Genomic DNA, 25,418 nt, shown 5'->3' with positions numbered 1-25,418 from the left:
GGCTCCCGCCACCGGAACACTCCTCTGACTCATCGTCGTCGCTCACCTGATCGACGACCATTCTGCCTGGTGGCGAACGGCCCGCCTCAGCCGCCCACGGCGAACCGGTCGACGAGCATGCCGATGCGTTCCGCGCGCGCGTGCGGCGGCAGCCGTCGGCTGCGCTCGAGGGTGACCAGGCCGTGCAGGGCGGCCCAGAAGGTCTCGGTGTAGAGGGCGGGATCGTGCTCACCCGCCGCGGGGCCTGCGCATTCGAGCAGGGCGCCGAACGCGTCCCGCAAGGGGGCGGGGCTGTCCGCGCTGGCGAACGTCAGTTCACTGGCGAGGGTGAATATCGCGTCGTAGAGCGCGGGTTTACGGTCGGCGAAGTCGAAGTAGTTCTCGGCCAGCCGCAGAAGGGCGCTACGCGAGTCCTCCGCCATCCCGGCACCCTTCCGCAAGTCCACGGCCATTTCGGCGCACCCTTCGAGGGCCGCGGCCGCCATGATCGCCCCTTTGCCGGAGAAGTGGCTGTAGAGCACCGGCTGGCTGTACTCGATCTTCGCCGCCAGCCGCCGGGTGGTGACCGCGTCCCAGCCCTCGTCTTCGGCGATCTCGCGGGCGGTCGTGACGATCAGCTGTTCGCGTTGCGAGCGGTCCCGCTCACGCCGGGGGTTCGTGACCATACGTAAACACTAGCATCGCTAGACAATCTAGCATCGCTAGCACTAACGTCCACCGTGTTCCTAGCGCTGCTAGCTTCTGGAGTCGGAGACCATGACCAGGATCAAGATCGCTTACACCCTGTCCGCCGCTCTCGTGCTCTTCGTCCTTTACTTCGGTACCGGTTACGTGTTCTTCCCGCAGACCCAGACGGGCGGCTTCGGGCTGCCCGTGATGCCCTCCGTCGGCGACCCGATCCTCGCGGTCAAGGGTGTCCGCGACATCGGCACCGCGCTCGTGCTGCTCGCGCTGCTCCTGTTCCGGAACGCCCGCGCGGTGGGCTGGGCGCTCCTCGCGCTGGCGTTCATCCCGGTCGGCGACATGCTGATCGTGTTGACCCACAACGGGGCCGTCGGCGCCGCGTTCGGCATCCACGGCGCGACGGCGGCGGTGATGGTGCTGATCTCGGCGCTGTTCCTCGTCCGCCCCGCCCAAAACGGACAGTGAGTTACTGTTGACAGCGTGAACGTCGAAGTGACCCCGCTCCCCGGCATAGGCGTCCGCAAGGACTTCGCCACTCGCAACGGACGCCGCGTAGGCGTCGTGACCCATCGCGACGGGCATGTCGAGCTGATCGTGTCCAAAACGGACGATCCCGACGCCTGCCTGGCCTCACTTCCGCTCAGCACCGACGAGGCCGGCGCGCTGGCGAATCTGCTCGGCGCGCCCCAGCTCGTCGCCCAGCTCACCGAGGAACACCGGGACCTGCCAGGGATCAACACCAAGCAGCTCCCGATCAAGTCGTCGTCGCCGTTCGACGGCCGGACGCTGGGCGACACCGCCATGCGGAGCCGGACGAGCGTCTCGGTCGTCGCGGTGATGCGGGCCGGTCAGGTTCACCCCTCCCCCAACCCGGACTTCAACCTCACCGCGGGCGACGTGCTCGTCGCGGTCGGGACGTCCGAGGGACTCGAAGCCGCCGTCAAGATCCTGAAGTACGGCTGATCGCGGATGGATCACACCGCACTGTCCTTGATCGAACTCGGGGCGGTCTTCTTCGGGCTGGGCGTGTTGGGGCGCCTCGCGGGGAAGATCGGAATGTCCCCGATCCCGCTGTACCTGATCGGTGGCCTGTGTTTCGGACAGGGCGGGCTGATCCCGCTCGGCGACATCGGTGACTTCACCCACCTCGCCAGCGAGATCGGCGTCGTCCTCCTGCTTCTGCTGCTGGGCCTGGAGTACTCGGCGGCCGAACTGTTCACCGGGCTGAAACGCTCGTGGATGGCGGGGCTCGTCGACATCGTGCTCAACGCCGCGCCGGGTGCGATCGTGGCACTCATCCTCGGCTGGGGGCCGATCGGCGCGATCGTGCTGGCGGGCGTCACCTACATCTCGTCGTCCGGGATCATCGCGAAGGTGCTCGGCGACCTCGGGCGGCTCGGTAACCGGGAAACGCCGGTGGTGTTGTCGATCCTGGTGTTCGAAGACCTGGTGATGGCGCTTTACCTGCCGATCCTCACCGCGGTGCTCGGCGGTGTGAGCTTCCTCGGCGGCATGAAGGCGGTCGGGATCTCGCTGATGGTGATCACGGTCGTCCTGGTGATCGCGCTGAAGTTCGGCCGGTACGTCTCCGCGGCGGTGGACAGCCCGGACCGCGAGGTGTTCCTGCTCAAGGTCCTCGGCGCGGCACTGCTGGTCGCGGGACTCGCCTCGGCGATGCAGGTGTCGGCCGCGGTCGGCGCGTTCCTGCTCGGCATCGCGATCTCGGGTTCCACGGCGGAGAACGCGACGCATATGCTGGAACCACTGCGGGATCTCTTCGCCGCCGTGTTCTTCGTCGTGTTCGGCCTCAACACGAACCCCGCGTCGATCCCGCCCGTGCTCGGCTGGGCGGTCGTGCTGGCGGTGGCGACCACGCTCACGAAGGTGGGCACCGGCTGGTGGGCCGCGTGGAGGCAGGGCATCGGGAAGATGGGCCGGGCGAGAGCCGGGGCCGCGCTGGTCGCCCGAGGCGAGTTCTCGATCGTCATCGCCGGGCTGGCGGTGGCGGCGGGAGCGGTGACCGCCGAACTGGCGGCCCTCGCGACGGCCTACGTGCTCCTGATGGCGATCCTCGGCCCGACAGCCGCGCGGATCGTCGAACCGGTGGCCCGCGCTCTGCAGCGCCGTCCCTTCGGCTCGAAGAGCCCCGCCTCCCAGACGAGCTGAATCTCTCTCACGTGTTCCCTAGTGTCGCGTGATCCTGCAGGTCTTACCCGTGATCAGACGGCGATCTCCGGAGATCGCCGCCCAATCACGCGTAATAGCCGTCTGATCACGCGAGATCGCCGTCCGAGGAACGAAACCCAACGTCAAGCAAGCAGGATCACGCGACACTAGCCGCGCTCAAGCCCCGAAAGGGTGGCCGGAGCGATCTGGACCGGAGCCGCCGGAAGCGCGGCCGGAACAGCCGACGGACCCGAGCCCGCGACCGGCAGAGCGAGCGACGTCTTACCCAGGTCCACCGTGATCTTCGGGTACCGTGACGGCCCGCCGATGAACGATCCGTCCGTCCCGCCGATGATCAGCGCGAGCTGATGTCCTTGCGGGACAACGTGATCCGTACTCGCCAGCCGGAACGTCATGGTGTACGGCTGCCCCGGCGTCAGCGGTGATTCCTGGCTCAGCGAACGGTGGTTGGCCAGGTCGGCCCAGCCGCGGCTGATGATGTTCAACCCGACCGAAACCGCGTCGGTGCTCGTGTTCAGGTAGCAGGCGTCGTTGCCGGAAGCGCTCGATCCCCAGCACGACTGCGTCATCTCGTTCTTGATGCCTTCCTTCGGCCCGGTGTAGTTCCGGATGGTCGCCGGGCCGTAGTCCACCAGGATCGCCGAGAGCCGCGCGGTGGACGTCGACGGCGTCGCGGTCACGGTCACCTTCGCCGTCCCGGAGACGTGGAAATCCTTCGCGAGAGCGCCGGTGCTGAACAGCACGCGCCCGCCGGAGGTCTCCGTCGGTCGTGCCGCCCAGCCGTTCGACGTCTGGCCGGAGGAGTCCGTGAACGAAGCTGTGCCCGTCCCGGCGGTCGTGCCGAGCGTGCCGACGCCCGGAGTGCCGCCGGACGCGGGGCGCAGGGTCACCGCGCTGCCCGCCGGCCAAGCCGCCTGGTCCACCCAGACGTCCGGAGCCCGTTCCACGCTCGCACCCGGCGTCTTCTCGATGCCGTTGTCGACGCCGAGCAGGTAGTGGTCGAACCACTTGTGCAGGGTGTCGACCCACGCCGAGCGCCGGTAGTCGAACGGGTCGACGTGACCGGCCTGCGTCAGCCACACCTTGCGCTCGACCTTCAGCGCTTCCCACCACTGCCCGAAGTTGATCGTCTTGACGTTGAGGTCGCCCAGGCCGTGCGAAGCGAGCACGCTGGCCCTCACCTTCGAGGCGCTCTGCATGTGGTCGCGGTCGAGCCAGAACGAGTTGTAGTCGCCGTTCGCCGTCGCGCCCTCGGTGAGCTTCCGGTTCGCGGCGCTGCAGTTCTGGCCGCCGTTGCGCTGGGAGACCGTCTGCGCCAGCCCGGCCGGGCTGCCCTGGCGCAGGCTCGCGCCGTCGGAACGGTAGTAGTCGTACCAGGAGCTGATCGCGCCGATCGGCACGATGGTCTTGAGCCCGTCGACGCCGGTCGCGGCGACACCGTTGGCGATCGTGCCGTCGTAGGACTTCCCGATCATGCCGACCGCGCCGGTCGACCACGTCGCGTGCGTCTTGGCGGATCCGGTCGCCGTCAGGTAGCCGTTGGCACGGCCGTTCAGCCAGTCGACGACCTTGCGCGCCGAGTTGACGTCCGAAGGCCCGCCGACGTCGGTGCAACCGCGGGATTTGTTGGTACCGGCCAGATCCACCAGGACCACGGCATACCCGCGAGGGACGAAGAAGTTGTCGTAGTAGAGCGGGAACCCGACCGGCCTGCCCGCCGGGTCGTAGGTCTTGAGTTCGCTCTCGTTGCCCCGCCCGCAGCACGAGTAGTACGGGCTCGCGTCCATGATGACCGGGACCTTCTTGCCCTGCGCCGCCGGTTCCTTCGGGCGGATGATGTCGGCGGCCACCCGGTCCGAGCGGCCGTCTCCGTCACCGTCGAGCCCGATGTCCACCCAGGCCGTCTCGCGGACGGCCTGGGCGAAATCGTAGACCGGTTCGCTGCCCCGCGGTTTGGCGGCGGCCTGCGGCACCACGACCACGGCCGCGGCGACCGCCAAAATCCCTGCCAGCACAACTGTTTTCACGGTTGAGCCCTTCCCCGTCGGCTGAAAGCCCGTCAGGAAGAGCTAAACGCGATGCTTACCCGCGCAGTAGAGCGGAAAGTCTTACAGTCAGGCGCAGCCTGTCCGTTGAGGGTGGTGGCGGGGCGGGGTCCGGGCTTACAGATCGACGGCGCGGTAGAGCGAACCGACCTCGCCGCGGTTGAGCCGCCGGACCGAACCCGACCGCTGAGCACCGAGCTGGACGTCGCCGAGCGCGGTCCGGACCAGTTTGCGCACCGGGTGCCCGGTGGCCGCCATCAGCCGCCGCACGATGTGCTTGCGACCCTCGTGAATGACCAGTTCGATCTGGGTCCGCCCGGCCAGCATGTCCTTGACCCGGAACTGGTCGACCTTGACGATGCCGTCCGGCAGCTCGAAGCCCGCCCGCAGTTCCTTGCCGAGCCCACGCGGGACGATGCCCTCGACCTCGGCGAAGTAGGTCTTCAGCACCTGGAACGACGGGTGCATCAGCCGGTGGCCGAGGTCGCCGTCGTTGGTCATCAGCAGGAGGCCTTCGGTGTTCTCGTCGAGCCTGCCGACGTGCACGATGCCGGGTGTCTCCTCGAACCGGCCGCGCAGGTAGTCGCCGACGCACGGGCGGCCGCGGTCGTCGCTCATCGTGCTGTGCACGCCCTTGGGCTTGTTCAGTACGAGATAGACGAGATCATCACGGACCTGGACGCGGGTGCCGTCGACGTGGATCACGGAGTTGTCCGGATCGACCCGGCGGCCGAGTTCGGTGACCACCTTGCCGTCCACGCTCACGCGACCGCGCACGATCAGGTCCTCGGCCGCGCGCCGCGAGGCGACGCCTGCCTGCGAAAGGACCTTCTGCAGCCGAATGCCGTCGGGATGCGGGTCAGATGTCATCGATGGTGTCCACTTCGGGTAGCAAAGGAGCGATCGGGGGAAGGTCGGCCAGGGACGACAGCCCCAGTCGCTCCAGGAACAGCTCGGTCGTCACGTACAGCGTGCCAGTGGTTTCGGGGTCGGTCCCCATCTCCTCGATCAGGCCGCGTGCCAGCAGCGTCCTGATCACCCCGTCCACGTTCACACCTCGGACGGCGGCGACCCTGGCCCTGGTCACCGGCTGCCGGTAGGCGATCACGGCGAGGCTCTCCAGTGCGGCTCGCGTCAGCTTGGAACGCTGGCCGTCGAGCAGAAGCTTCTCCACGAACGGGGCATAGACGTCCCTAGTGTAGAACCGCCACCCTTCACCCACTCGGCGCAGGTCGATTCCGCTGGCCCGGTCGGTGAACTTCTGCGCCATCGTGCGCAGCGCGACGGTCACCCGTGACTCGGGCTGCCCGACGGTGTCGGCAAGCGATTCCTCGTTGATCGGCGAGTCCACGACCAGCAGCAGCGCCTCGAGCGAGGCTTCGAGCGCTTCGTCGGAGGTGACGTCGGGGTAGTCCCCGTCGCCTGCCGCGACGAGCCGTTCGTCGGCGGGCGGCTCCGGCGTGGCCCCGGTCTCCGCCTCAAGCTCCGGGGAGCTGAAGGGGACTTTCCCCTCATCAGATGCGACGAAAGCGTCCTTCACCTCATCAGACTCGGCGATGGGAGCCTTCGGCCCGTCACTGGTCTCGGCCGGGGTCTCTTCGGTCTTCTCGGTCTCTTCGGTGTTCTCCGGGCTCACCCGTACTCCTCGTCCTCGACGACGGCCAGATCCTGTTCGGCCGCCACCGACGCCTCCGCCACGGACCCGCCGGTCCAGCGCACGTGCAGTTCTGCGAGCGCCTCCAGCTGCTCGAACTGGACCGTCGCTTCGCGGTACAGCTCCAGCAGCGCGAGGAACCGCGCCACGATCTCGACGGTGTGCTCGCAATCCTCGATGAGTTCGCTGAAGGTCGCTTCGCCCCGTTCCGCGAGTTTGAGCCGCAGCAGCGCGGCGTGTTCGCGCACCGAAACCCGGCCCATGTGGATGTGCGCGATCGACACCGTCGGCGGCGGCTTCGGTTTGAAGACCGCGACCGCGATCTCGGCGAACTTCGCCGGGTCGACGCCGAGCATCACCTCGGGCAGCAGACCCATGAACCGGTCTTCGAGCGCGACCGACCGCGGGTACCGGCGCAGCGCGCCGGCCTCCAGCTCGCCGAACAGTGCCGCGACCTGCTTGTACGCCCGGTACTGCAGCACGCGCGCGAACAGCAGGTCCCGTGCTTCGAGCAGGGCGAGGTCGTCTTCGCTCTCCACCTCGGCGGCGGGCAGCAGTCGCGCGGCCTTGAGGTCGAGCAGGGTGGCCGCGATGACCAGGAACTCGGTCGTCTCGTCGAGGTTCCATTCCGTGCCGAGCGCGCGGGTGTAGGCGATGAAATCGTCCGTGACCCGGTGCAGCGCGACTTCGGTGACGTCGAGCTGGTGCTGCGAGATCAGCTGGAGCAGCAGATCGAAGGGGCCCTGGAAGTTCGCCAGGTTCACCTTGAACCTGGACGTGCTCAGCTCTTCATTGGCCAGTCCTTCGGGGACCATCCCGCCGTGCACGGTTTCGTGCACGGCGGGGGTCTCGTCTGCCTCTGTCCGCTCGACCGGCTCTGGGCCGCTTGGAGCAGCCTCGGCCGGGTCGTCCATCAATTCTCGGTCTCTTTCCCGTCCTCGGTGCCCGCCCGCAATCGCTGGACGAGTACCGACTCTTCACCGCCCGCGTCGAAATCGGCCAGCAGGACGGCCACCGCCTCGCGGACCAGCCTGCCGCGGTCGAGCACGAGCCCGTGCTTCGCCCGGAGGTTCAGCCTGGCCTGCTCCATCGCCAGCAGTTCGTCGCCGGAGACGTAGACGGTGATCTTCGCGTCGTGTTTGGTCCGCCCGGAACCACTGCGCGCGGCACGGGTCAGCTGTTCCTTGTGCCCCTGTCCCGCCTCGTTCTCCGTGTCGTGCCCGTTGCCGTTCCCCGTCGAGGGGGCGGGCTGCTCGGGCGCGGGCGGGAGATCGAGGGCCGGGCTGGAGGTGATCCTGAACAGCTCGGACGCTCCGGGCAGGGAAGCTCGCCTGCTCACCGGGCTATCACCTCACGGGCCAGCGCGCGGTAGGCCGCCGCGCCGGCTGATTTGGGGGCCCAGGTCGTGATCGGCTCGCCCGCGACAGTCGTCTCGGGGAACCGCACGGTGCGGTTGATCACCGTGTCGAACACGATGTCGCCGAATGCCTCCACCACTCTCGCCATGACCTCCTTCGAGTGCAGGGTTCTCGGGTCGTACATGGTGGCGAGAATCCCGGTGATGTCCAGTTTGGGGTTGAGGCGTTCCTGCACCTTCTCGATGGTGTCGATCAGGAGCGCTACGCCTCGCAGACTGAAGAACTCGCACTCCAGCGGGATGATCACACCGTCCGCGGCGGTCAGTGCGTTCACCGTAAGCAGGCCTAGCGAGGGCTGGCAGTCGACAAGAACATAGTCGTAGTCGTTCATGACCGGACGAAGGACCCGTAACAAAGTGTGTTCGCGCCCTACCTCTGCGACCAACTGGACCTCGGCCGCGGACAGGTCGATGTTGCTCGGCAGCAGGTCGACGCCGTCCACCCGGGTCTTCCGGATGACGTCGGTGATGCTGACCGAGCGCTCCATGATGACGTTGTAGACCGTCTGGTCCAGCTCGTGCGGCTGGATGCCGAGGCCTACCGAAAGCGCGCCCTGTGGATCGAAGTCGACCAGCAGCACGCGGCGGCCGCATTCGGCGAGCGCCGCACCGAGGTTGATGGTCGAGGTGGTCTTGCCGACGCCGCCCTTCTGGTTGCACATGGCCATCACCAGTGCCGGGCCGTGCCGTTCCAGCGGCGGCGGTTCGGGGATCTCGCGGTACGGACGGCCGGTCGGGCCGATGCCGTCCTTCTCGCGTTCTTGCTGTTTGGTTTCTTTGGCGCGCTTGGCCTTGCGGCCGCGGGAAGAGATCGTGTCCTCCGACGGTTCGTCGCCGTCGTGTTCGGCGGGGGTTGCGATGGTCACCTGGCTGAGGCCCGCCGCGGCCGAACCGGCGGACGCGGACGGCTTCGCCGGCTCGTTCGGTGTCGACATAACGCGAAAGCTCCTCTTCGGCAGGATCCTCGGCAGCCTATGCGCGATTCGCGAATCGAGCCAAAGAGGCTCGCCGTGCCGACAGGGTCGATTAGCCGAGCGCGCGGGGGTGTGCTGTCGCGTAGACCTCGCGGAGCGTGTTGACCGTGACCAGGGTGTACACCTGGGTGGTGGTCACCGAAGCGTGGCCGAGCAGTTCCTGCACGACGCGGACGTCGGCGCCGCCTTCGAGCAGATGCGTGGCGAAGGAATGGCGCAGCGTGTGCGGGGAGACGCCCGCCTTGATGCCCGCGGATTCCGCCGTGTCCTTGAGAACCTGCCACGCGCTCTGCCGGGAAAGCCTGGAGCCGCGGGCGTTCAGGAACATCGCCGGTGTCCCCCTGCCGTGTGTGGCGAGCGCCGGCCGCGCGCGGACGAGGTAACCGTGCACCGCTTCGAGTGCGGGACGGCCGATCGGAACGATCCGCTGTTTGCCGCCCTTCCCGTCGAGCAGCACGGTCCGTTCGGTGTCGTCGATGTCGTCGACATCGAGCCCGACGGCTTCGGAAATCCGCGCGCCGGTGGAGTACAGCAGTTCCAGCAGCGCCCGGTCCCGCAGCGGCCGTTCCCCTTCCGGTGGCGGGGTTTCCAGGAGTCTCAGCACATCGTGCACCGGCAACGCCTTGGGCAGCCGCTTCGCCGCGGCGGGCGGCCGAACCTCGCGGGCCGGGTTGTTTTCGGTGATGCCGTCGGCGTGCGCGAACTTGTGCAGCCCCCGCACCGCGACAAGCGCACGAGCCGCCGAGGACGCGGCCAGTGGCCGATGCTCTTCGTCGCCTTCGCGCAGCGCCGCGCCGAACGAGGTCACGTGCGCGGGGGTGACGTCGGCGAATCGCTCGACCTCGGCGCCGCCGAGGTACGCGGTGTACCGGCGCAGATCTCGGGAGTAGCTGTCGAGGGTGTTCCTCGCGGTTCCGCGCTCGACCACCAGATGGTCGAGGTAAGCGGCGACCACCTGGGCGACTCCGGCGGCCCGTGACACACGGACACTCTAGGACGACCGCGGCCCGTTCGGGGGTTCGCCGCGCGTACCGCGTCGCAGGTGTGAAACGGGATACGTTGTGGGCAGGTCTTCGGAGGACCTCCGCTCTTCCGGGGCCTGCCCGCGCGCAGCCGAGATACCCAGCTGTTGGTCGACAGGACTACTGCCTCGTGAGTGGTAAGGACGGATAGAGCCAAGGGTGTCTTGGATACCTACTGTCGGCCGTCTCCGGTGTCGCGAAAGTGGCTTTCGCGACACCGGAGACGGCCGCGCTTCGGTCGGGGTGGTCGTGAGTGGTAGGGACGGTTACAACCGTCCCTACCACTCACGAGTTTCAGAGACCGCGCGAAGCGAACTTCGTCGGCCGATCCTCCCAAGGCGCGTCCGACGGCCGCGTCGCGGCAGCGCCCGTGAGCACCGCGTGCGCGGCCAGCACGCCGCCGACGGTCGCCCCGTTCACCAGCTCTCCGGCCAGCGCCATCCGGACCGCCTCGGCGAGCGGGAACTTCGCCGTGACGAGGTCGGCCTCCTCCTCGCCGAGGATCTCCCTGTCCACTTCGGACAGTTCCCTGGCGAGGTAGACGCGCACGACCTCGTCGGTGAACCCTGGCGACGCCGCGACGTCGACGAGGGTCTCCCAGCGCTCGGCGCTGAGCCCGACCTCCTCGACCAGCTCGCGTTTCGCCGCGCCGACGGGGTCCTCCCCCGCCTTGTCGATCAGGCCGGCGGGCAGTTCCCACAGCCGCCGCCCGACCGGGTGGCGGTACTGGTGGATGAGCGTGACCGCCCCGTCGGCGTCCAGTGCGACGACGGCGACCGCGCCGAGGTGCTCCACGACCTCGCGGCGCGCGGTGCCACCGCCGGGCATCACGACCTCGTCGACCCGCAGACCGACGACCCGTCCGATGTGGACGTCCCTTGTGGACGCCACGGTGAACTCGTGCTTGCCTGGCTCGGTCACCGGGTGGCCGCGGGGGTCTCGGCCAGCTCGACCGGGAGCCGCTCGGCGACCTTGCGGTCCACGACGGCCTTCACGAACGCGCTGAACAGCGGATGCGGGCGGGTCGGGCGGCTCTTGAGCTCCGGGTGCGCCTGGGTGCCGACGAAGAACGGGTGCTTGTCGGCCGGCAGCTCCACGAACTCGACGAGGTGGTCGTCGGGCGACGTGCCCGAGAACACCAGACCGGCTTCGGAAAGGCGCTTGCGGTAGGCGTTGTTGACCTCGTAGCGGTGACGATGCCGCTCGGAGACCTCGGTGCTGCCGTACGCCTTCGCGACCTGCGAGCCCGGCTTGAGCTTGGCGATGTAGGCGCCGAGCCGCATCGTGCCGCCCATGTCGCGCTCGCCCGCGACGACGTCGCGCTGGTCGGCCATCGTCGAGATGACCGGGTTCGCGCTCGCGTCGTCGAACTCGGCCGAGTTCGCGTCCTCGATCCCGGCCAGGTTCCTCGCCGCGTCGATCACCATGCACTGCAGGCCGAGGCACAGGCCCAGCAGCGGCAGCCCGTGGGTGCGGGCGTAGGCGATCGCGCCGACCTTGCCCTCGATCCCGCGCACGCCGAACCCGCCCGGCACCAGCACACCGTCCACATCGGACAGCGCGGCCGCGGCACCGGCCGGGGTCTCGCAGGAGTCCGAGGGGACCCACGAGATCTGGACCTTGGCGCGATGAGCGAACCCGCCCGCGCGCAGCGCCTCGGTCACCGACAGATAGGCGTCCGGCAGGTCGATGTACTTGCCGACGAGCGCGACCCGCACCGTCTCCGACGGGTTGTGGACGCGGTCGAGCAGGTCGCCCCACACCGTCCAGTCGACGTCGCGGAACGGCAGCCCGAGACGACGCACCACGTAGGCGTCGAGCGCCTCACGGTGCAGCACCTTCGGGATGTCGTAGATCGACGGGGCGTCGGGGCAGGCGATGACGGCCTCGGTGTCGACGTCGCACATCAAGCCGATCTTGCGCTTGAGGTCCTCCGGCAGCTCCCGGTCGGCGCGGCAGACGAGCGCGTCGGGCTGGATGCCGATGTTGCGCAGCGCGGCGACCGAGTGCTGGGTCGGCTTGGTCTTCAACTCGCCCGACGGCGCGAGGTAAGGCACCAGCGAGACGTGGAGGAAGAAGCACTGATCACGGCCGACGTCGTGGCGGACCTGACGGCAGGCCTCCAGGAACGGCAGCGACTCGATGTCGCCGACGGTGCCCCCGACCTCGGTGATCACGACGTCCGGGCTGTTCCCGTCCTCGTCCGCGGCCGCCGCGGCGGTGATCCTGGACTTGATCTCGTCGGTGATGTGCGGGATGACCTGCACGGTGTCGCCGAGGTACTCACCACGGCGCTCCTTGGCGATGACCTCGGAGTAGACCTGCCCGGTGGTGACGTTGGCCTTGCCGTCGAGAGCCCGGTCGAGAAAACGCTCGTAGTGCCCGATGTCCAGATCGGTTTCGGCGCCGTCGTCGGTGACGAACACCTCACCGTGCTGGAACGGGTTCATCGTGCCTGGATCGACGTTGAGGTACGGATCCAGCTTCTGCATCGTGACCCGGAGCCCACGTGCGGTAAGGAGCTGACCCAGGCTGGAAGCCGTGAGTCCCTTACCCAGAGAGGAGGCAACGCCTCCGGTGACAAAGACATACTTGGTAGCCCGCGACTGAAGTCCCACGGGCTTCCACCTTATCCCACGCCCGCCGGAGCGCTCACCGGCCACGCCGCAAGCGTCCGATGGAGTGGAAAACCGCTACCCTCGCGACGTGACAGACGCGCACGACACCTGGACCGCACCGGTCGCGGAAGGCCCGCTCGACGCGGACATCCGCGTTCCCGGCTCGAAGTCGATCACCAACCGGGCCTATGTCCTCGCCGCGCTCGCCAGCGCGCCGACGCGGGTGCGGGCCCCGCTCGACTCGCGGGACGCGCGGCTGATGCTCGGCGCGATCTACGCACTGGGCGCCCACTCGCAGGGCAGCATCGGCGGCTATCTCGTGCATCCGCTCGGCCCCGGCCGCGTCCATCCCGACGAGACCGTCCGGGTGGAACTCGGCAACGCGGGAACGGTCGCCCGGTTCACCCCCGCGCTCGCCGCGCTGGGCACCGGCCCGGCGCTGTTCGACGGGGACGAGGCTCTCCGGCGCCGTCCCATCGGGCCGCTGTTGAAGGCGTTGCGTGGCCTCGGCGCCCGCATCGACGACGACCGTCGTGACGCGCCGCCGTTCACCGTCCACGGCGAAGGTGGCTTGCGGGGCGGCAAGGTCGATCTGGACGCCTCGGCGTCGAGCCAGTTCCTGTCCGCGCTGCTGCTCGCGGGACCGTCGTTCCAGCAGGGCGTCACCGTGCGCCTGGTCGGCGGCGCGGTGCCCAGCGAACCGCATATCGCGATGACCGTGGAGATGCTGCGCCGCTTCGGCGCCACTGTGGACCGTGAGGGAGCCGAATTCCACGTCGCCCCGACACGGCTTTCCTGCCCCGAGTACATCGTCGAGCCGGATCTCTCGACGGCCGCCCCGTTCGTCGCCGCGGCGCTCGCGACCGGCGGCACGGCGCGGATCGCGGGCTGGCCGCGGCAGACGACCCAGCCCGGCGACTGGCTTCGCAGCCTGGTGCCCGTCCTCGGCGGGACCGCCGAACTCGACACGGGCGGCCTGACGGTCACCGGCGACGGCACGATCCCCGGCGTCGAACTGGACCTGCACGAGGTCGGCGAACTCACGCCGGTGATCGCCGCGCTGCTGTGCTTCGCCGAAGGCCCGTCGGTCATCTCCGGGGTGGCGCATCTGCGCGGCCACGAGACCGACCGGCTGACCGCGCTCGCCACCGAACTGTCGTCGCTCGGCGCCGACGTCCGCGAGACCGAAGACGGGCTGCGGATCACGCCGGCGCCGCTGCACGGCGGGAAGTTCCACACCTACGACGACCACCGGCTCGTGATGGCGGCCGCGGTGCTGGGGCTGAAGGTCGAAGGCGTCGAGGTGGAGAACCCGGGGACGGTCGGGAAGACCTACCCCGGATTCGCCGAAGCCTGGACCGCAATGCTCGGCTAACCGGGGAACGGCGTCTCGCGCCACTGGTCGATCATCGGCTTGAGGCCGTCGACGAGCATCGGCAGCTCCGGTGCCATCGCCAGGCAGGCGACCACCTGCAGCAGGCCCACGGCCTCCAGCGTCCGCAATACGCCTTCGTCGACCTTGCGCAGCCCTGCTTCTTCGGCGGCGGCGTTGTACGCCTCGATGCCCTCGGGGCCGTTGAAGGTGAGGTCGCGCTCGATCGGGCCGCGGTTGACGAGTTCGAAGTCGGCGTAAAGGTCGCCTTCGGTGGTGACGATCAGGTTGTAGCCCGGCGAGTCGCCGTGGATCGGCTGGACGGTGACACCGGGGAAAGCCTCGGCGAACGCCTCCTCCGATTCGAGCATCGGCCGGAACACGTCCCATTCGCGACGGGCGCGGTCGAGGTCGGCGGGGGCGAGCAGATCCGGCCGGTCTTCGAGCTGGGCGAGAGCGTCGGGGACGAACGGATCGAGTCCGTTCAGGAACTCCAGCTCACCCGGGTATTCACGGAGCGCCGCGTGCAGCTTCGCCACGAGCTTGGCCGAGTGCTCCACACTGAGGTTCGCGTCCTCGACGAACTCGATGTACTCCCAGAACGTCATCGAGAAACCGTCGTGCTGCACGGGTTCCGCCGGCACGAGCGGACTTGGCGCGACGACCGGGAGCCCCTGCCCGGCGAGCCAGCTCGCGACGGCGAGTTCGCGCCGCTGGTCAGCTTGTTGTGTCTCCAGGGTGGTCGTGCGCGGCAGCACGGTCGGCACGCGCACGACCACGGGCGAAGGCGCCAGCCGCACGATGACGGAGAAAACGTCGTAGAGGACCTCGGGTTCGGTGACGGTGATGCCGAGGTCTCGTCCCGCGGCGACCGCGGCGGCCACCGCCCGCGCGGTGCGGGCGGCCCGTTGTTCGTCGGTGATCATGTCGCGAGTCTGACATGTCCGGTTCACCCGGCGGAGCGTTCTCCGTCATCTTCGGGGAACAGCGCCTTCAGCGTGACCTCCCGGTTCACCTGCACATGCTCGACGGCGTGGGTCCGCGCTTGGTCCGCGTCGCCCGAAGCGATCGCGTCGTAGAGGCGACGGTGCTCGTCGAGCAGCTCGCCCCAGTGCTCGTTCTGGCTGGTGAGCCAGCGCAGCCTGCCCTCGAGCGGGCGGAGGATCTCGTGCAGGAGCCCGTTGCCCGCCAGCGCGACGATCTCGTCGTGGAAGCGGGTGTTGAGCAGGGTGATCCGGGCCGGATCACCGCTTTCGGTGGCACGCGCGGCTTCCGCGAGCAGGCGTTCGAGCGCACGGAGTCCCGGTTTGTCCGCCCTCTCGGCGGCCAGCCCCGCGGCGAGGCCTTCCAGGGCTTCCCGGACGTCGAACAGCTCCTCGACGTCGGCCCTGGCCAGCTGCCGCACGACGATGCGCCGAGGCGACTGGACGGTGAGGAAACCTTCGGCCTCCAGGCTGCGGATGGCCTCGCGCACCGGGACCCGTGAGACACCGAGGTCCTCGGCGAGTTCGCGTTCGACGAGCCGGTCTCCCGGCTTCAACCGCCCGGTGAGGATCCGTTCACGCAGCTCGTCCCGGACCCGTTGCCGGGTCGCGGCCAGCGGCTGGCGCGGTCCGTCCTCGGCCACCCGACCTCCTTCTCGACACAGCCGTAACAGCTCGTAACCGAGTCTATCGGCAGAACCTTGACGACGGGTCACCTCGTGATGATATTTGGGATACCAAATCGCCCATCGCTTGTCAGCGGTCGGTTTCCTGGGCCTGCACGCACTCGGCTCTATCTGTTTCATCGCGCTGTGGCTCGCGCAGGCACCGGTGCTCGCGGCCCCGCAATTAGTCCTCTGGTTGCGGTAGATGCGCGTGCAAGTACCGCAACTAGAGGACTAATCGCGAGGGGGGGTCAGTTGCCCGCGGCGGCGATACCGGGGGCGGGAGCCTGGGCGTTGCCCGCGATGCCGTAGCGTCCGGCGCCGCCTTCGAGCTGCTCGCGCAGCGCCATGATCGTGGTGACCCGGCCCGCCGAGGTCTCCGCGTTGTCCACAGTGGACAAGATCGAGGTCGCCGAGGTGTCGGCGCGGACGACGCCGATCGCGCCGGTGCCGTCGGCGGACCCCGCGTCGCCTGCCAGCACCGTACCCGCGCCGGAGCGGTCGAGCTGTGCGGCGAAACGCGCGACGGTCGAAGCACGGTCACCGGCGCCGTCGCCGGTGTACTTGGAGCCGGTGAGCACGATCGCGAGCTGTGCGGGCTTGACGTCCTGGCCCGCCTTGAGAAAACCGCCGTCGGTGAGCCCGCCGAGCGCGGCCGCCAGTTCCACCGGTGTGGACTGCGGCTGTGCGTTGTCCTTGTTCAGCAACGCCACGGAGCCGAGCAAAGCACCGGCGAGGGTGCCAGGGTCGCCCGCGGTCGGGAACTGGACACCGGCGGGCTGCAGGCGTGTCACGACGTCGCGCAGCTGATCGGACCGCATCGGGTCGGAGAACGCCTCGGTCAGCTGGATCTCACCGGTGACGGCGGCACCGGACTGCCCCACAAGCTGCTTGAGCGCGTCGCGGTCCGCGGGCTTCGCGTCCTCCGTGGTCACCAGCACCACCGAACGCTTGTCCAGCTGACCGGCGACGACTTTCGGTCCCATCGCCCCGGCGAACGAGTCCGCGTCACTGAGCCGGGCGTTCAGCGAATTGCGCTGTGCCTCGAGATCCGCGACCTGGGAGCCCAGGTCCTCCTTCTGCCCGGCGAGACCGGACAGCAGCGAACCGTTCAGCGCCGTGGACCCGAGCACCACCCCGATGGCGAGCGCCAGGAAGCAGGCGGCGATGGAAACGATGTGGTACCGCAGTGAAATCACGTGAAAAGTCCCTTGCCCCAGGCGATGAACGAGTTCCAGGTGTCGCGGATCCAGTCGAGATAGACCGAACCCACGTCGGAGACGAGCAGCGCGGCCGCGACGGCAACCAGAGTCGCCAGTACCAGCAGGACAATGGCGCCGATCGACACACGACTGCGGTGCAGGGTCGCGACCGCCTTGCCGTCGACCAGTTTCGTGCCGAGCTTGAGCCTGGTGAGGAATGTCGACGGGTTCGACCCGGACCGCCCGTGGTCGAGGAATTCCCGCAGCGTCGCCTGGAAACCGACGGTGACCACGAGGCTGGCCTCGTGCGCGTCCGCCAGCAGCAGCGCCAGATCCTCGGCGTTACCCGTGGCGGGGAAGGTCACCGCGCCGATCCCGAGGTCCTGGATCCGCTCGACGCCCGGCGCGTGCCCGTCCGGCTGCGCCGGGACCACGACCTCGCCGCCGCTGCGCAGCGTTTCCGCGCCGATCCCGTGCGGGTCGCCGACGATGACGTCCGGCTGGTACCCCTGCGCTCGCAGGGTGTCGGCCCCGGCGTCGACGCCGATCAGCACCGGACGGTGCTCGGAAATGTACTTCTTCAACTTCTTGAGGTCTTCGGCGTGCCCGTTGCCGCCCGCGACCACGAGGGCGTGCCGGTCCTTCAACGGAACCCGGATCTCCGGTACCCCGACGCCGTCGAGAATGAGACTGCGTTCCCGTCGGAGGAATTCGATCGTGTTCGCGGAGAACGCCTCCAGCTGGGTGGACATCCCGGCCTTGGCCTCGATCATCTGGTCCGCGACGCTTTCGCGCGTCTGCTGGATCCCCGATCCGAGCTGCCGCTCACCGATGTAGACGATGCCCTCGTGCAGGCGGAGTTTGGTGCCGTCCTTCACCTTGCGCAGCAGTTCGCCGCCGATCGAATCGACAAGGGGGATCCCGGCCTCGAGCAGGATCTCCGGGCCCAAGTTGGGGAACCGGCCGGAGATCGACGGCGAAGCGTTCACCACCGCCGCGACGTCGGCCTCCACCAAGGCATCGGCCGTCGACCGGTCGAGATCGAGCTGGTCGAGGACGACGATGTCGCCCGGGCTCAGCCGGCGAAGAAGTTCACGCGTACGCCTGTCGACCCTGGCGACGCCGGTGATCCCGGGGAGGGTTTCTTGGTTACGAGTGAGCAAGCCGGTGAGCTTCATGCGACCGATAGTGACAAATCCGCGCGGCCTTCTGCGTCCGCCACGCCGAAGAAAACACGCCGATTAACCCACACCCGGTCGCGCCACGTCGGCTGTCCCACGAAGGGGTTGACCTGGTTTCGGAACGTAATTCAGGCTGGCGGCAGGCCCGGTGGGCGGCCACTCCCTGTGACTACTCGGTCCGAGCGCTCCCCTGGTCCGGATGAGATGAACGGGACTTTCATCGCAAATTTTGCGATGAAAGTCCCGTTCATCTCACGCTGTCGGCGGCGACCTGACCGTGGCAGGAGCGGAGCCGTTACTTCGCCTTCTTGCGCTTTCCGCCGCGGCGGGCCTTGGGCTTGTCCGGCGCGCTCTTGTCGGCCTCGGCGACGGCGAGCAATTCCTCCGCGTGCGCCCGGCCGGTCTCGGTGCTCTCCATTCCGGCGAGCATCCGCGCGAGTTCGACGACGCGCTCGGATTGTTCGAGCACGCGTACGCCACTGCGGGTCACTCCGCCGCTGGTGCCCTTGTCCACCACCAGATGCTGATCGGCGAACGCGGCCACCTGCGGCAGGTGGGTGACCACCAGGACCTGGTGACTGCGCGCCAGCCGCGCGAGGCGCCTGCCGATCTCGACCGCCGCGCGGCCGCCGACCCCGGCGTCGACCTCGTCGAACACCAGCGTCTGCACGGTGTCGGCGTGCGCGAGAACGACCTCGATCGCCAGCATCACGCGGGAAAGCTCACCGCCGGAAGCGGCCTTGTGCACCGGGAGCGGCGGCGCGCCGTTGTGCGCGCGCAGCAGCAGTTCGACGTCGTCGACGCCGTCCGGCCCGGCGTGCACGAGCCTGCCTTCGACCTTCACCGCGTGGGTGTCGCTCTCGTCGACGGTGCGCCGCTCGACGGTGATCTCGATCTCCGCCTGTCCCATGGCGAGCCCGGACATCTCGGCGGTGATCGCCTCGGCCAGTTCGGCGGCGGCCTCGACCCGCGCCTCCGACAGGCGGAAAGCGTGTTCCGCGAGCGACACCGCGAGTGCGTCACGGCGGGTGGCCAGTTCGGACAGAGCCTCCTCGGAGGTGTCCATCGTGGACATCCGGCGACGGGCGTCGTCGGCCCAGGCGAGCACACCGTCCACATCGGCCGCGTACTTGCGGGTGAGCCGCTTCAAGTCGGACTGGCGCGCGAGGACCTTCTCCAGCAGCGCGGGGTCGGCGTCGAGCGTTTCGAGGTAGCTGCCCAGCTCGGTGCCTACTTCGGACAACAGCACCGAGGCTTCGTCCAGCCGTGGCCCGAGTTCACGCAGCACGGCGTCCTCGGACCCGGTCAGGTGGCGTGTCGCCTCCCCGATGAGCCCCAGCGCACCGGGAGCGTCCGGGTCACCGTCCGCCGAACCGGCGACGGCGGCATGCGCCGCACTCGACGCGGCACGCAGTTCGTCGACGGCGGCGAGCCGTTTGATCTGCTCGGTGAGCTCGGTGTCCTCGCCGGGTTCCGGAGCGATGGCGTCGATCTCGGCGAGACCGTGCCGCAACAGGTCGGCCTGCTGGGCCATCTCTCGGGAGCGCGTGGACCGTTCGGTCAGTTCGGCGACGACAGCGAGCCAATCGCCGCGGACCGCGCGGTACTGCTCCAGCGGTTCGGTGACGGCCTCGCCGGCGAACCGGTCGATCACCGCACGCTGCTCGGCGGGCCGCAGCAGGCGCAGCTGATCGTTCTGCCCGTGCACCGCGATCAGCTGCTCGGACAGGTCGGCCAGCACACCGACCGGCACCGAACGGCCACCGAGGTGGGCCCGTGACCGGCCGTCGACCGAGACCGCGCGCAGCGCGATGACGCTGCCGTCCTCGTCGACCTCCGCCCCGGCGTCGGTGACGATCCGGGTGGCGCCCTCGGCGCCGCCCAGCTCGAATCGGCCTTCCACGAAGGCCTTCAGCATTCCTGTTCGCACCTTGGACACTTCGGCTCGGCCGCCGGAGAGCAGGTGCAACCCGCTGACGACCATCGTCTTGCCCGCACCCGTCTCACCAGTGACCACGGTGAAGCCCGCGTGCAGTTCCAGCAGGGCGTCCTCGATGACTCCGAGGCCCTGGATGCGCATCTCGGCCAGCACGACGCCCACCGTAGCGGCCCACCCCGACGGTTCCCGCACCCGCCATGAGATGAACGGGACTTTCATGGCGAATTTTGAGATGAAAGCCCCGTTCATCTCATCCGTCAGCGGGCGTGTCGCTCCCGCCAGCCCTTGATCGGCAACGAGAACTTGTGCACCAGCCGGTCGGTGAACGGGCCTTCCCACAGCCGGATCAGGCGCACCGGCACCTTGCCGCAGGTGACCCGCACGGCCGCGCCGGCTGGAAGATCGAAGGTCCGCGATCCGTCGCAGGTCAGGACGGCAGGCGAGCCGTCCGGATCGATGACGACGGTGATCTCCGAGTCGCGGGAGACGACCAGCGGCCGGGAGAACATCGCGTGCGCGTTGCTCGGCACCACCAGCAGCGCCTGGACGTCCGGCCAGATGATCGGTCCGCCCGCGGAGAACGCGTAAGCCGTCGAGCCGGTCGGAGTGGCGCACAGGACACCGTCGCAGCCGAAGGACGACACGGGCCTGCCGTCGACCTCGATGAGCGCGTCCAGCACCCGCTCCCGCGAGCTCTTCTCGACACTCGCCTCGTTGAGCGCCCAGGTGTGGACGGTCTCCTCACCGTCGACGGTGACCGCCACGTCGACGGTCATCCGCTCTTCGACCTGGTAGTCGCCGTCGACGGCGCGCTGGACGGTGTCGGCCAGCTTGTCGGAATCGGCCTCGGCGAGGAACCCGACCCGGCCGAGGTTCACGCCGAGCACCGGGACACCGTTCGGCCTCGCCAGTTCGGTGGCCCGCAGCAGCGTGCCGTCGCCGCCGAGCACGAACACCAACTCGGTCCCGGCGGCCGGATCCTGCTCCGGTGCCATGACCGTGCAGGGCGCGCCGATCCCGCCGTCCGCCTCGAGCATCTCCCGGACGTCCTCGTCGAGTACCCGCAGCCGCACACCGGCCTTGGCGAAACGGGCCGAAACCTCGCGTGCCGCGTCCCGGGTCGCGTCCCGGTCCGGGTGCACGACGAGCAGCACCTCGCGATCGCTCATTGGGGTCCCTCCAGGACTGCGGTCCGGACGAGCCGTTCGGCGTCGGTGCCGACGGTCTCCCCCGCCCCGCGGGTAAGCCAGACGAAATATTCGACGTTCCCGGCAGGCCCGGGAAGCGGGCTCGCCACGACGCCGCGCAGGCTCAGGTCCAGCTTCTCGGCCTCGGCGAGCACGCCCAGCACCGTTTCGACGCGCAGCTCCGGGTCACGGACGACGCCACCGCTGCCGAGCCGGTCCTTGCCGACCTCGAACTGGGGTTTCACCATCGGCACCAGGTCGGCGCCGTCCCGCACGCAGGTGGCCAGCGCGGGCAGGACGAGTTTGAGCGAGATGAACGAGAGGTCCCCGACCACGAGATCGACCGGTCCGCCGAGGTCTTCCGGGGTCAGGTTTCGGACGTTCGTCTTGTCGAGGACGACCACGCGGTCGTCGGTGCGCAGGCGCCAGTCCAGCAGGCCACGGCCGACGTCGGCGGCGATCACCGTGGTGGCGCCGTTGCGCAGCAGGACGTCGGTGAAGCCACCGGTCGAGGCACCCGCGTCGAGGCAGCGCTTTCCTTCGGTGGAAAGACCTTGCGGGGTGAAGGCTTCGAGCGCGCCGAGCAATTTGTGCGCGCCGCGCGAGGCCCAGCCCGGATCGTCGCCGTCGCGCACCACGATCGGCGCACCGGACTCGACGCCGGTCGCGGGTTTGGTGGCCACCATGCCGCGCACGCTGACCTTGCCCTCGGCGATCAGCGCGGACGCCTGCTCGCGGGAGCGGGCCAGACCCCGCCGGACTAGCTCCGCGTCCAGGCGGGCGCGTTTGGGCACGCGGTCAGACCTTGTCGATGGTGGACAGTGCCACCGTCAGCTCGGTGTGCACGGCTTCGAAGCGTTCGACGTGCTCCGAGAGCGGAAGCGAAGCGAGGTCATCGAGACCGGCGACGGCCTCGTCGACCCCGGCACGGGGGTCCGTGTCCTGCTGGGCGAACTGGTCAGCCTGTACCGGCGGCGGGCCGGGCACCGGGGGCCGCGGAACGGGTTGGAAGTGGTCTTGCACCCCACCAAGTTAGCAGCGCTGGTCAGGCGAGGCGCAGCTCGCCGAGCGCGGCGCGGGCGGTGTCGCCCACACCACGGACCTCGGTGATCCCCGACTCCCAGGCCACCGCGCACAACGCGCGCAACAGGTCCAACGAGTCACCTTCACCCTCGGCCTCGAGCACGTCACCCTGTGCGGTGACACGCCAGCCGTCCTTCGGGCCGACCTCGAGCAGATCCGCACGGTCACTCAGACCGGACAGGTCGTACGCGAGGTAGCGCGGACGCTCCTCCGGCCTCGCCTTGAGCAGGGAGGCCGCGTCGGCGACACCGGTCAGGACGCAGAGCGCGTCGATCCCGGCCGCGACCGCGCCTTCGATGTCGGTGTCCAGCCGGTCACCGACGACCAGGGCGCGTTCCGCGCCGGCGTCCTTCGCCGCCGTCGTGAACAGCAGCGGTGCCGGTTTGCCCGCCACCAGCGGTTCGGCGCCGGTCGCGTGGCGCAGGGCGGCGGCCATCGACCCGTTGCCCGGCAGCAGACCACGTTCGGTCGGCAGGGTCGCGTCGACGTTGGTCGCCACCCACAAGGCGCCCGCGCGGATGGCGAGACACGCCTCCGCGAGGGCGGCCCAAGTGTTCTCCGGAGAGTGACCCTGCACCACTGCCGCCACGTCCGGACCGGCTTCCCGGACCGTGCGCAGCCCCACCGATTCGATCTGGGCGGACAGGGACTCCGTGCCCACGACGAGCACGACGGCGCCCTGGGGCAGCCGCTCACCCAGCAGGGCGGCGGCGGCCTGAGAGCTCGTGTGAACCTCGTCCGGGGTGGCGGGGAGTCCGAGTGCCTCCAGATGCGCGCAGACCTCCGCGGGTGCCTTGGAGGCGTTGTTCGTGACCCACCGGACGGCGGTGCCGTGGTCCCGGAGCGCCCGGAGTGCTTCCGGAGCACCCGGGACCACTTTGCTGCCGTGATAGACCGTGCCGTCGAGGTCGAACAGGACCGCGTCGTACCCGGCCGACAGGGCGTCAGCCATTCGTGAGCTCCGCGGCGCGCTCGGCGGCGTCGGTCTCGTCCTCCTCGTCGGCCTCTGCCGCGTTCAGGAACCAGCGGATCGCTTCGTCCTTGCGGTCGGCGGCGGCGAGGTTGTCGGCGTAGGCGTAGAACAGCCGGGCGCTCCACGGGTCGCGCTTCTCCGCCTTGAGGTCGTCGCCCTGCAGGGAGACGACGGCCGCGTCCAGCTGACCGAGGTCACGGCGCGCGCCGGCGGCGACGATCGAGAGTTCGACCTGGGTCGCCTTGCCGAGACGCTCCTTGTCGACCTCCTTCGCGAGGTCGAGCGCCCGCTCCGGGCGGCCGATGGCGCGCTCGGCGTCCGCGATGATGGCGATGTGCTCGTCGGACCGGGTCATCCGGCGGACGGCCCGCAGCTCGGACAGGGCTTCCGACCAGTTGCCCGCGTGGTAGGCCACCAGGCCGAGCGCCTCACGGACGATCGGGACACGCGACGCCTTGGCCTTCGCGTACTTGGCGTGCTCCATCGCGGCTTCGGGGTCTTCGTCGATCAGACCGCCCGCAGCGACGAGGTGCTTGCCGACGGTTTCCGCGAGCGCCTTGGGCAGGGTGCGGAGTTCACGGCGGACCTCTTCGTCGAGTTCGGAGAACTCGATGCCCTCAGGCAGTTCCGGAGCCGACAGCAGCTCGCGCGCCATGGTCTCGTCGTCGACGGGCCTGTCGTCGGTGCGAGGCGTGGAGCGGAAGTCTTTGCGGCCCTCGGAACGGTCACGCTGGGGACGGTCGTCGCGCTTGCGCTCGAACCGGCCTTCGTCGCCACGGGAGTCGCCGCGCTTGTCGTCGTAGCGCTTCTCCGGGCGGTCGGAGGAAGGCCTGCGGTCGGGCCGGTCGCCGGAGGGACGGTAGCCGCCGCCGCGGTTGTCACGGTTGTCGCGGTCGCCGTAGGACTTGCGCTCGTAGCCACCGCCGCTGGGACGACGGTCCCCCGAGGAGGGGCGATTGTCGTCACGGCGGTCGCTGTTGTAGCCACCGGAACGTGAACCACCGCGGTCGTCACGGTCGCGGTAGGACGGACGACGGTCGTCGCTGCCACCCCGGTTGTCACGGTCGCCGTACGACTTGCCCTGGGGGCGCCCTTCGTAGCGGTTGCCGGACGGGCGGTCGTCGGAACGGCCGCGGTTGTCCGAGCCGTAGCCGGAACGGGCCGGCCGGCTGTCGGAGCGCTTCTCGTACCGGCCTTCGGAACGGTTGTCCGAACGGCTCTCCGAGCGATTGTCGGAACGGTTGTCGTAGCGACGCTCGGGACGGCTGTCGGAAGAGCGGTAACCGCCGCGGTCGCCACCCCGGCTCTCACTGCTGCGGTTGTCGGACCGAAAACCACCGCGGTCACTGCCACGATTGTCGCCGCGGTTGTCGCCGCCGCGGTAACCCCCACGGTCTCCGCCGCGGTTGTCCCTGCTGTCGCGATTGTCGCGATTGTCGGAACGGTACCCACCGCGGTCACTGCCCCGGTTGTCACCGCCACGGTTGTCCGACCGGTAACCACCGCGATCGCCGCCGCGGTTGTCACTGCGGTTGTCGCCGCCGCGGTAGCCGCCACGACGGTCGTTGTCGCGGCTACCGGACCGGTCGTCACGACGGTCGCCGGCACCAGGGCCGCGACGATCGTCGTTGTTGTAGCGCGGGCGGTTCTCGTCACGCCCCTGGCCCGCGAACCGACTGCCGCCGGAGCGCTGGTCACGGGGACCGTCTCCACTGCGCGCGGGCTTGCCGGGATAGCTGCTCGTACCGCGGGCACCGCGGTCGTCACGGCGCGGGCGGCCCTGGTAGCCGCCATCGCGACCGCCCCGGTCCTGGCTGCCGCCGGCGGAACCACGCCGGTCACCTCGCTGCGCGTCAGACCGGCCTCCGCGGGGACTCTCGTCCCGGCGGCCCGACCGGCCGGACGCGCCATCATCTGAGTCACGTCGACCGAACTCGGACACCTGGCCTCCTGCCACTATTGAAAAAGTTTCGATACCGGCGACACCCTCTGGGCGCGCCAACGGACCACTGTAGTCCGTCCTCGGACATGAAAAGAGACAGGGCCCTGACCGGGGAGAACCTGTCAGAGGTTCTCGACCCTGGTCAGGACCCTGTCCTGAAGTTAGTCCGGCGGTGTCCTACTCTCCCACAACCCTTCGGTTGCAGTACCATCGGCGCTGTCAGGCTTAGCTTCCGGGTTCGGAATGGGACCGGGCGTTTCCCTGACGCTATAACCACCGAAACACTGTGA

Annotated in this window: 24 protein-coding genes and 1 rRNA gene; 4 read left to right on the top strand and 21 right to left on the bottom strand. The window is 69.2% G+C overall.

Annotated elements, in window-relative coordinates:
- Positions 1 to 86: 86 nt before the first annotated feature.
- The gene (locus tag ACM6LR_RS21950; RefSeq protein WP_414942219.1) at positions 87 to 665 is read right to left on the bottom strand and encodes a TetR/AcrR family transcriptional regulator; all 579 of its coding nucleotides are present in this window, start codon (positions 663 to 665) and stop codon (positions 87 to 89) included.
- Between the two features lie 91 nt (positions 666 to 756).
- Here ACM6LR_RS21950 and ACM6LR_RS21945 point away from each other — a divergent pair, with 91 nt between their 5' ends.
- Genes ACM6LR_RS21945 through ACM6LR_RS21935 form a run of 3 tightly spaced genes read left to right on the top strand, consistent with a single transcriptional unit; the run spans position 757 to position 2,850 of the window.
- Positions 757 to 1,149 carry a DUF4267 domain-containing protein gene (locus ACM6LR_RS21945; protein WP_414942220.1) on the top strand — a complete coding sequence of 131 codons (393 nt, stop codon included), beginning with the start codon at positions 757 to 759 and terminating at the stop codon, positions 1,147 to 1,149.
- A gap of 15 nt (positions 1,150 to 1,164) precedes the next feature.
- Positions 1,165 to 1,647 (top strand): cation:proton antiporter regulatory subunit, encoded by a 483-nt coding sequence (locus tag ACM6LR_RS21940; RefSeq protein WP_409495087.1) that lies wholly within the window; start codon positions 1,165 to 1,167, stop codon positions 1,645 to 1,647.
- Between the two features lie 6 nt (positions 1,648 to 1,653).
- Positions 1,654 to 2,850 (top strand): cation:proton antiporter, encoded by a 1,197-nt coding sequence (locus tag ACM6LR_RS21935; protein ID WP_414942221.1) that lies wholly within the window; start codon positions 1,654 to 1,656, stop codon positions 2,848 to 2,850.
- A gap of 167 nt (positions 2,851 to 3,017) precedes the next feature.
- Here the strand turns inward: ACM6LR_RS21935 and ACM6LR_RS21930 are convergent, their stop codons facing one another.
- The 9 genes from ACM6LR_RS21930 to ACM6LR_RS21890 form a co-directional block, all read right to left on the bottom strand.
- Complete coding sequence (locus ACM6LR_RS21930) at positions 3,018 to 4,886, bottom strand: Xaa-Pro dipeptidyl-peptidase (RefSeq protein WP_414944495.1); 1,869 nt, start codon at positions 4,884 to 4,886, stop codon at positions 3,018 to 3,020.
- Positions 4,887 to 5,033: 147 nt separating this feature from the next.
- Positions 5,034 to 5,786, bottom strand: coding sequence for a pseudouridine synthase (locus ACM6LR_RS21925; RefSeq protein ID WP_414942222.1), 753 nt, complete (start codon positions 5,784 to 5,786; stop codon positions 5,034 to 5,036).
- Positions 5,776 to 6,552, bottom strand: a complete 777-nt coding sequence (scpB, locus tag ACM6LR_RS21920) for an SMC-Scp complex subunit ScpB (RefSeq protein WP_414942223.1) — start codon at positions 6,550 to 6,552, stop codon at positions 5,776 to 5,778. The genes ACM6LR_RS21925 and scpB overlap by 11 nt, the downstream gene beginning before the upstream one ends.
- Positions 6,549 to 7,484, bottom strand: a complete 936-nt coding sequence (locus ACM6LR_RS21915) for a segregation and condensation protein A (RefSeq protein ID WP_414942224.1) — start codon at positions 7,482 to 7,484, stop codon at positions 6,549 to 6,551. Before ACM6LR_RS21915 ends, scpB begins: the two co-directional genes overlap by 4 nt.
- Complete coding sequence (locus tag ACM6LR_RS21910; protein ID WP_414942225.1) at positions 7,484 to 7,909, bottom strand: cobyrinic acid a,c-diamide synthase; 426 nt, start codon at positions 7,907 to 7,909, stop codon at positions 7,484 to 7,486. The genes ACM6LR_RS21915 and ACM6LR_RS21910 overlap by 1 nt, the downstream gene beginning before the upstream one ends.
- Positions 7,906 to 8,922 (bottom strand): ParA family protein, encoded by a 1,017-nt coding sequence (locus ACM6LR_RS21905; RefSeq protein WP_414944406.1) that lies wholly within the window; start codon positions 8,920 to 8,922, stop codon positions 7,906 to 7,908. The genes ACM6LR_RS21910 and ACM6LR_RS21905 overlap by 4 nt, the downstream gene beginning before the upstream one ends.
- 91 nt (positions 8,923 to 9,013) lie before the next feature.
- The gene (gene xerD / locus ACM6LR_RS21900) at positions 9,014 to 9,916 is read right to left on the bottom strand and encodes a site-specific tyrosine recombinase XerD (protein WP_414942245.1); all 903 of its coding nucleotides are present in this window, start codon (positions 9,914 to 9,916) and stop codon (positions 9,014 to 9,016) included.
- 361 nt (positions 9,917 to 10,277) lie between these two features.
- A complete protein-coding gene (locus tag ACM6LR_RS21895; protein ID WP_414942227.1) occupies positions 10,278 to 10,904 on the bottom strand; it encodes an NUDIX domain-containing protein in 627 nt (208 codons plus the stop codon).
- Complete coding sequence (locus tag ACM6LR_RS21890; RefSeq protein WP_414942228.1) at positions 10,901 to 12,601, bottom strand: CTP synthase; 1,701 nt, start codon at positions 12,599 to 12,601, stop codon at positions 10,901 to 10,903. Before ACM6LR_RS21890 ends, ACM6LR_RS21895 begins: the two co-directional genes overlap by 4 nt.
- An 88-nt stretch (positions 12,602 to 12,689) precedes the next feature.
- Here ACM6LR_RS21890 and aroA point away from each other — a divergent pair, with 88 nt between their 5' ends.
- Complete coding sequence (aroA, locus tag ACM6LR_RS21885; protein ID WP_414942229.1) at positions 12,690 to 13,976, top strand: 3-phosphoshikimate 1-carboxyvinyltransferase; 1,287 nt, start codon at positions 12,690 to 12,692, stop codon at positions 13,974 to 13,976.
- Here the strand turns inward: aroA and ACM6LR_RS21880 are convergent.
- From ACM6LR_RS21880 to rrf, 11 genes are all read right to left on the bottom strand, one after another.
- A complete protein-coding gene (locus tag ACM6LR_RS21880; protein WP_414942230.1) occupies positions 13,973 to 14,899 on the bottom strand; it encodes an aminoglycoside phosphotransferase family protein in 927 nt (308 codons plus the stop codon). The two genes, aroA and ACM6LR_RS21880, sit on opposite strands and share 4 nt — an antisense overlap.
- Before the next feature lie 23 nt (positions 14,900 to 14,922).
- On the bottom strand, positions 14,923 to 15,600 hold the full coding sequence (locus ACM6LR_RS21875; protein WP_414942231.1) for a GntR family transcriptional regulator: 678 nt from the start codon (positions 15,598 to 15,600) through the stop codon (positions 14,923 to 14,925).
- Positions 15,601 to 15,872: 272 nt separating this feature from the next.
- The gene (locus tag ACM6LR_RS21870) at positions 15,873 to 16,820 is read right to left on the bottom strand and encodes a copper transporter (RefSeq protein ID WP_414942232.1); all 948 of its coding nucleotides are present in this window, start codon (positions 16,818 to 16,820) and stop codon (positions 15,873 to 15,875) included.
- Complete coding sequence (gene steA, locus ACM6LR_RS21865) at positions 16,817 to 18,001, bottom strand: putative cytokinetic ring protein SteA (RefSeq protein ID WP_414942233.1); 1,185 nt, start codon at positions 17,999 to 18,001, stop codon at positions 16,817 to 16,819. Before steA ends, ACM6LR_RS21870 begins: the two co-directional genes overlap by 4 nt.
- Before the next feature lie 298 nt (positions 18,002 to 18,299).
- Entirely contained in the window at positions 18,300 to 20,096 is a 1,797-nt protein-coding gene (gene recN, locus ACM6LR_RS21860; RefSeq protein ID WP_414942246.1) for a DNA repair protein RecN, read from the bottom strand.
- A gap of 104 nt (positions 20,097 to 20,200) precedes the next feature.
- Positions 20,201 to 21,112, bottom strand: a complete 912-nt coding sequence (locus ACM6LR_RS21855) for an NAD kinase (protein ID WP_414942234.1) — start codon at positions 21,110 to 21,112, stop codon at positions 20,201 to 20,203.
- On the bottom strand, positions 21,109 to 21,924 hold the full coding sequence (locus tag ACM6LR_RS21850) for a TlyA family RNA methyltransferase (protein ID WP_414944405.1): 816 nt from the start codon (positions 21,922 to 21,924) through the stop codon (positions 21,109 to 21,111). The genes ACM6LR_RS21855 and ACM6LR_RS21850 overlap by 4 nt, the downstream gene beginning before the upstream one ends.
- Positions 21,925 to 21,928: 4 nt before the next feature.
- Complete coding sequence (locus ACM6LR_RS21845) at positions 21,929 to 22,153, bottom strand: hypothetical protein (RefSeq protein WP_414944404.1); 225 nt, start codon at positions 22,151 to 22,153, stop codon at positions 21,929 to 21,931.
- Positions 22,154 to 22,175: 22 nt separating this feature from the next.
- Positions 22,176 to 23,165: an HAD-IIA family hydrolase gene (locus ACM6LR_RS21840; RefSeq protein ID WP_414942237.1), complete on the bottom strand. Its 990-nt coding sequence runs from the start codon at positions 23,163 to 23,165 to the stop codon at positions 22,176 to 22,178.
- Positions 23,158 to 25,128, bottom strand: coding sequence for a hypothetical protein (locus ACM6LR_RS21835; protein ID WP_414944403.1), 1,971 nt, complete (start codon positions 25,126 to 25,128; stop codon positions 23,158 to 23,160). The genes ACM6LR_RS21840 and ACM6LR_RS21835 overlap by 8 nt, the downstream gene beginning before the upstream one ends.
- Positions 25,129 to 25,292: 164 nt before the next feature.
- Positions 25,293 to 25,409 (bottom strand): 5S ribosomal RNA (gene rrf / locus ACM6LR_RS21830).
- Between the last annotated feature and the right edge of the window lie 9 nt (positions 25,410 to 25,418).

Origin of the sequence: Amycolatopsis sp. cmx-11-32, from assembly GCF_047608695.1 — a bacterium.
Taxonomy (GTDB): Bacteria; Actinomycetota; Actinomycetes; order Mycobacteriales; family Pseudonocardiaceae; genus Amycolatopsis.
The sequence above is the reverse complement of the archived record's forward strand: the minus strand, read 5'-3'. Positions and strand labels throughout refer to the sequence as shown.

Bases quoted from the DNA above. Each gene is read 5' to 3' on its own strand.
- ACM6LR_RS21915 (WP_414942224.1), bottom strand. From the start codon at position 7,484: ATGGACGACCCGGCCGAGGCTGCTCCAAGCGGCCCAGAGCCGGTCGAG.
- ACM6LR_RS21945 (WP_414942220.1), top strand. From the start codon at position 757: ATGACCAGGATCAAGATCGCTTACACCCTGTCCGCCGCTCTCGTGCTC.
- steA (WP_414942233.1), bottom strand. From the start codon at position 18,001: ATGAAGCTCACCGGCTTGCTCACTCGTAACCAAGAAACCCTCCCCGGG.
- ACM6LR_RS21880 (WP_414942230.1), bottom strand. From the start codon at position 14,899: ATGATCACCGACGAACAACGGGCCGCCCGCACCGCGCGGGCGGTGGCC.
- ACM6LR_RS21925 (WP_414942222.1), bottom strand. From the start codon at position 5,786: ATGACATCTGACCCGCATCCCGACGGCATTCGGCTGCAGAAGGTCCTT.
- ACM6LR_RS21950 (WP_414942219.1), bottom strand. From the start codon at position 665: ATGGTCACGAACCCCCGGCGTGAGCGGGACCGCTCGCAACGCGAACAG.
- ACM6LR_RS21840 (WP_414942237.1), bottom strand. From the start codon at position 23,165: ATGGCTGACGCCCTGTCGGCCGGGTACGACGCGGTCCTGTTCGACCTC.
- ACM6LR_RS21855 (WP_414942234.1), bottom strand. From the start codon at position 21,112: ATGAGCGATCGCGAGGTGCTGCTCGTCGTGCACCCGGACCGGGACGCG.
- ACM6LR_RS21935 (WP_414942221.1), top strand. From the start codon at position 1,654: ATGGATCACACCGCACTGTCCTTGATCGAACTCGGGGCGGTCTTCTTC.
- ACM6LR_RS21905 (WP_414944406.1), bottom strand. From the start codon at position 8,922: ATGTCGACACCGAACGAGCCGGCGAAGCCGTCCGCGTCCGCCGGTTCG.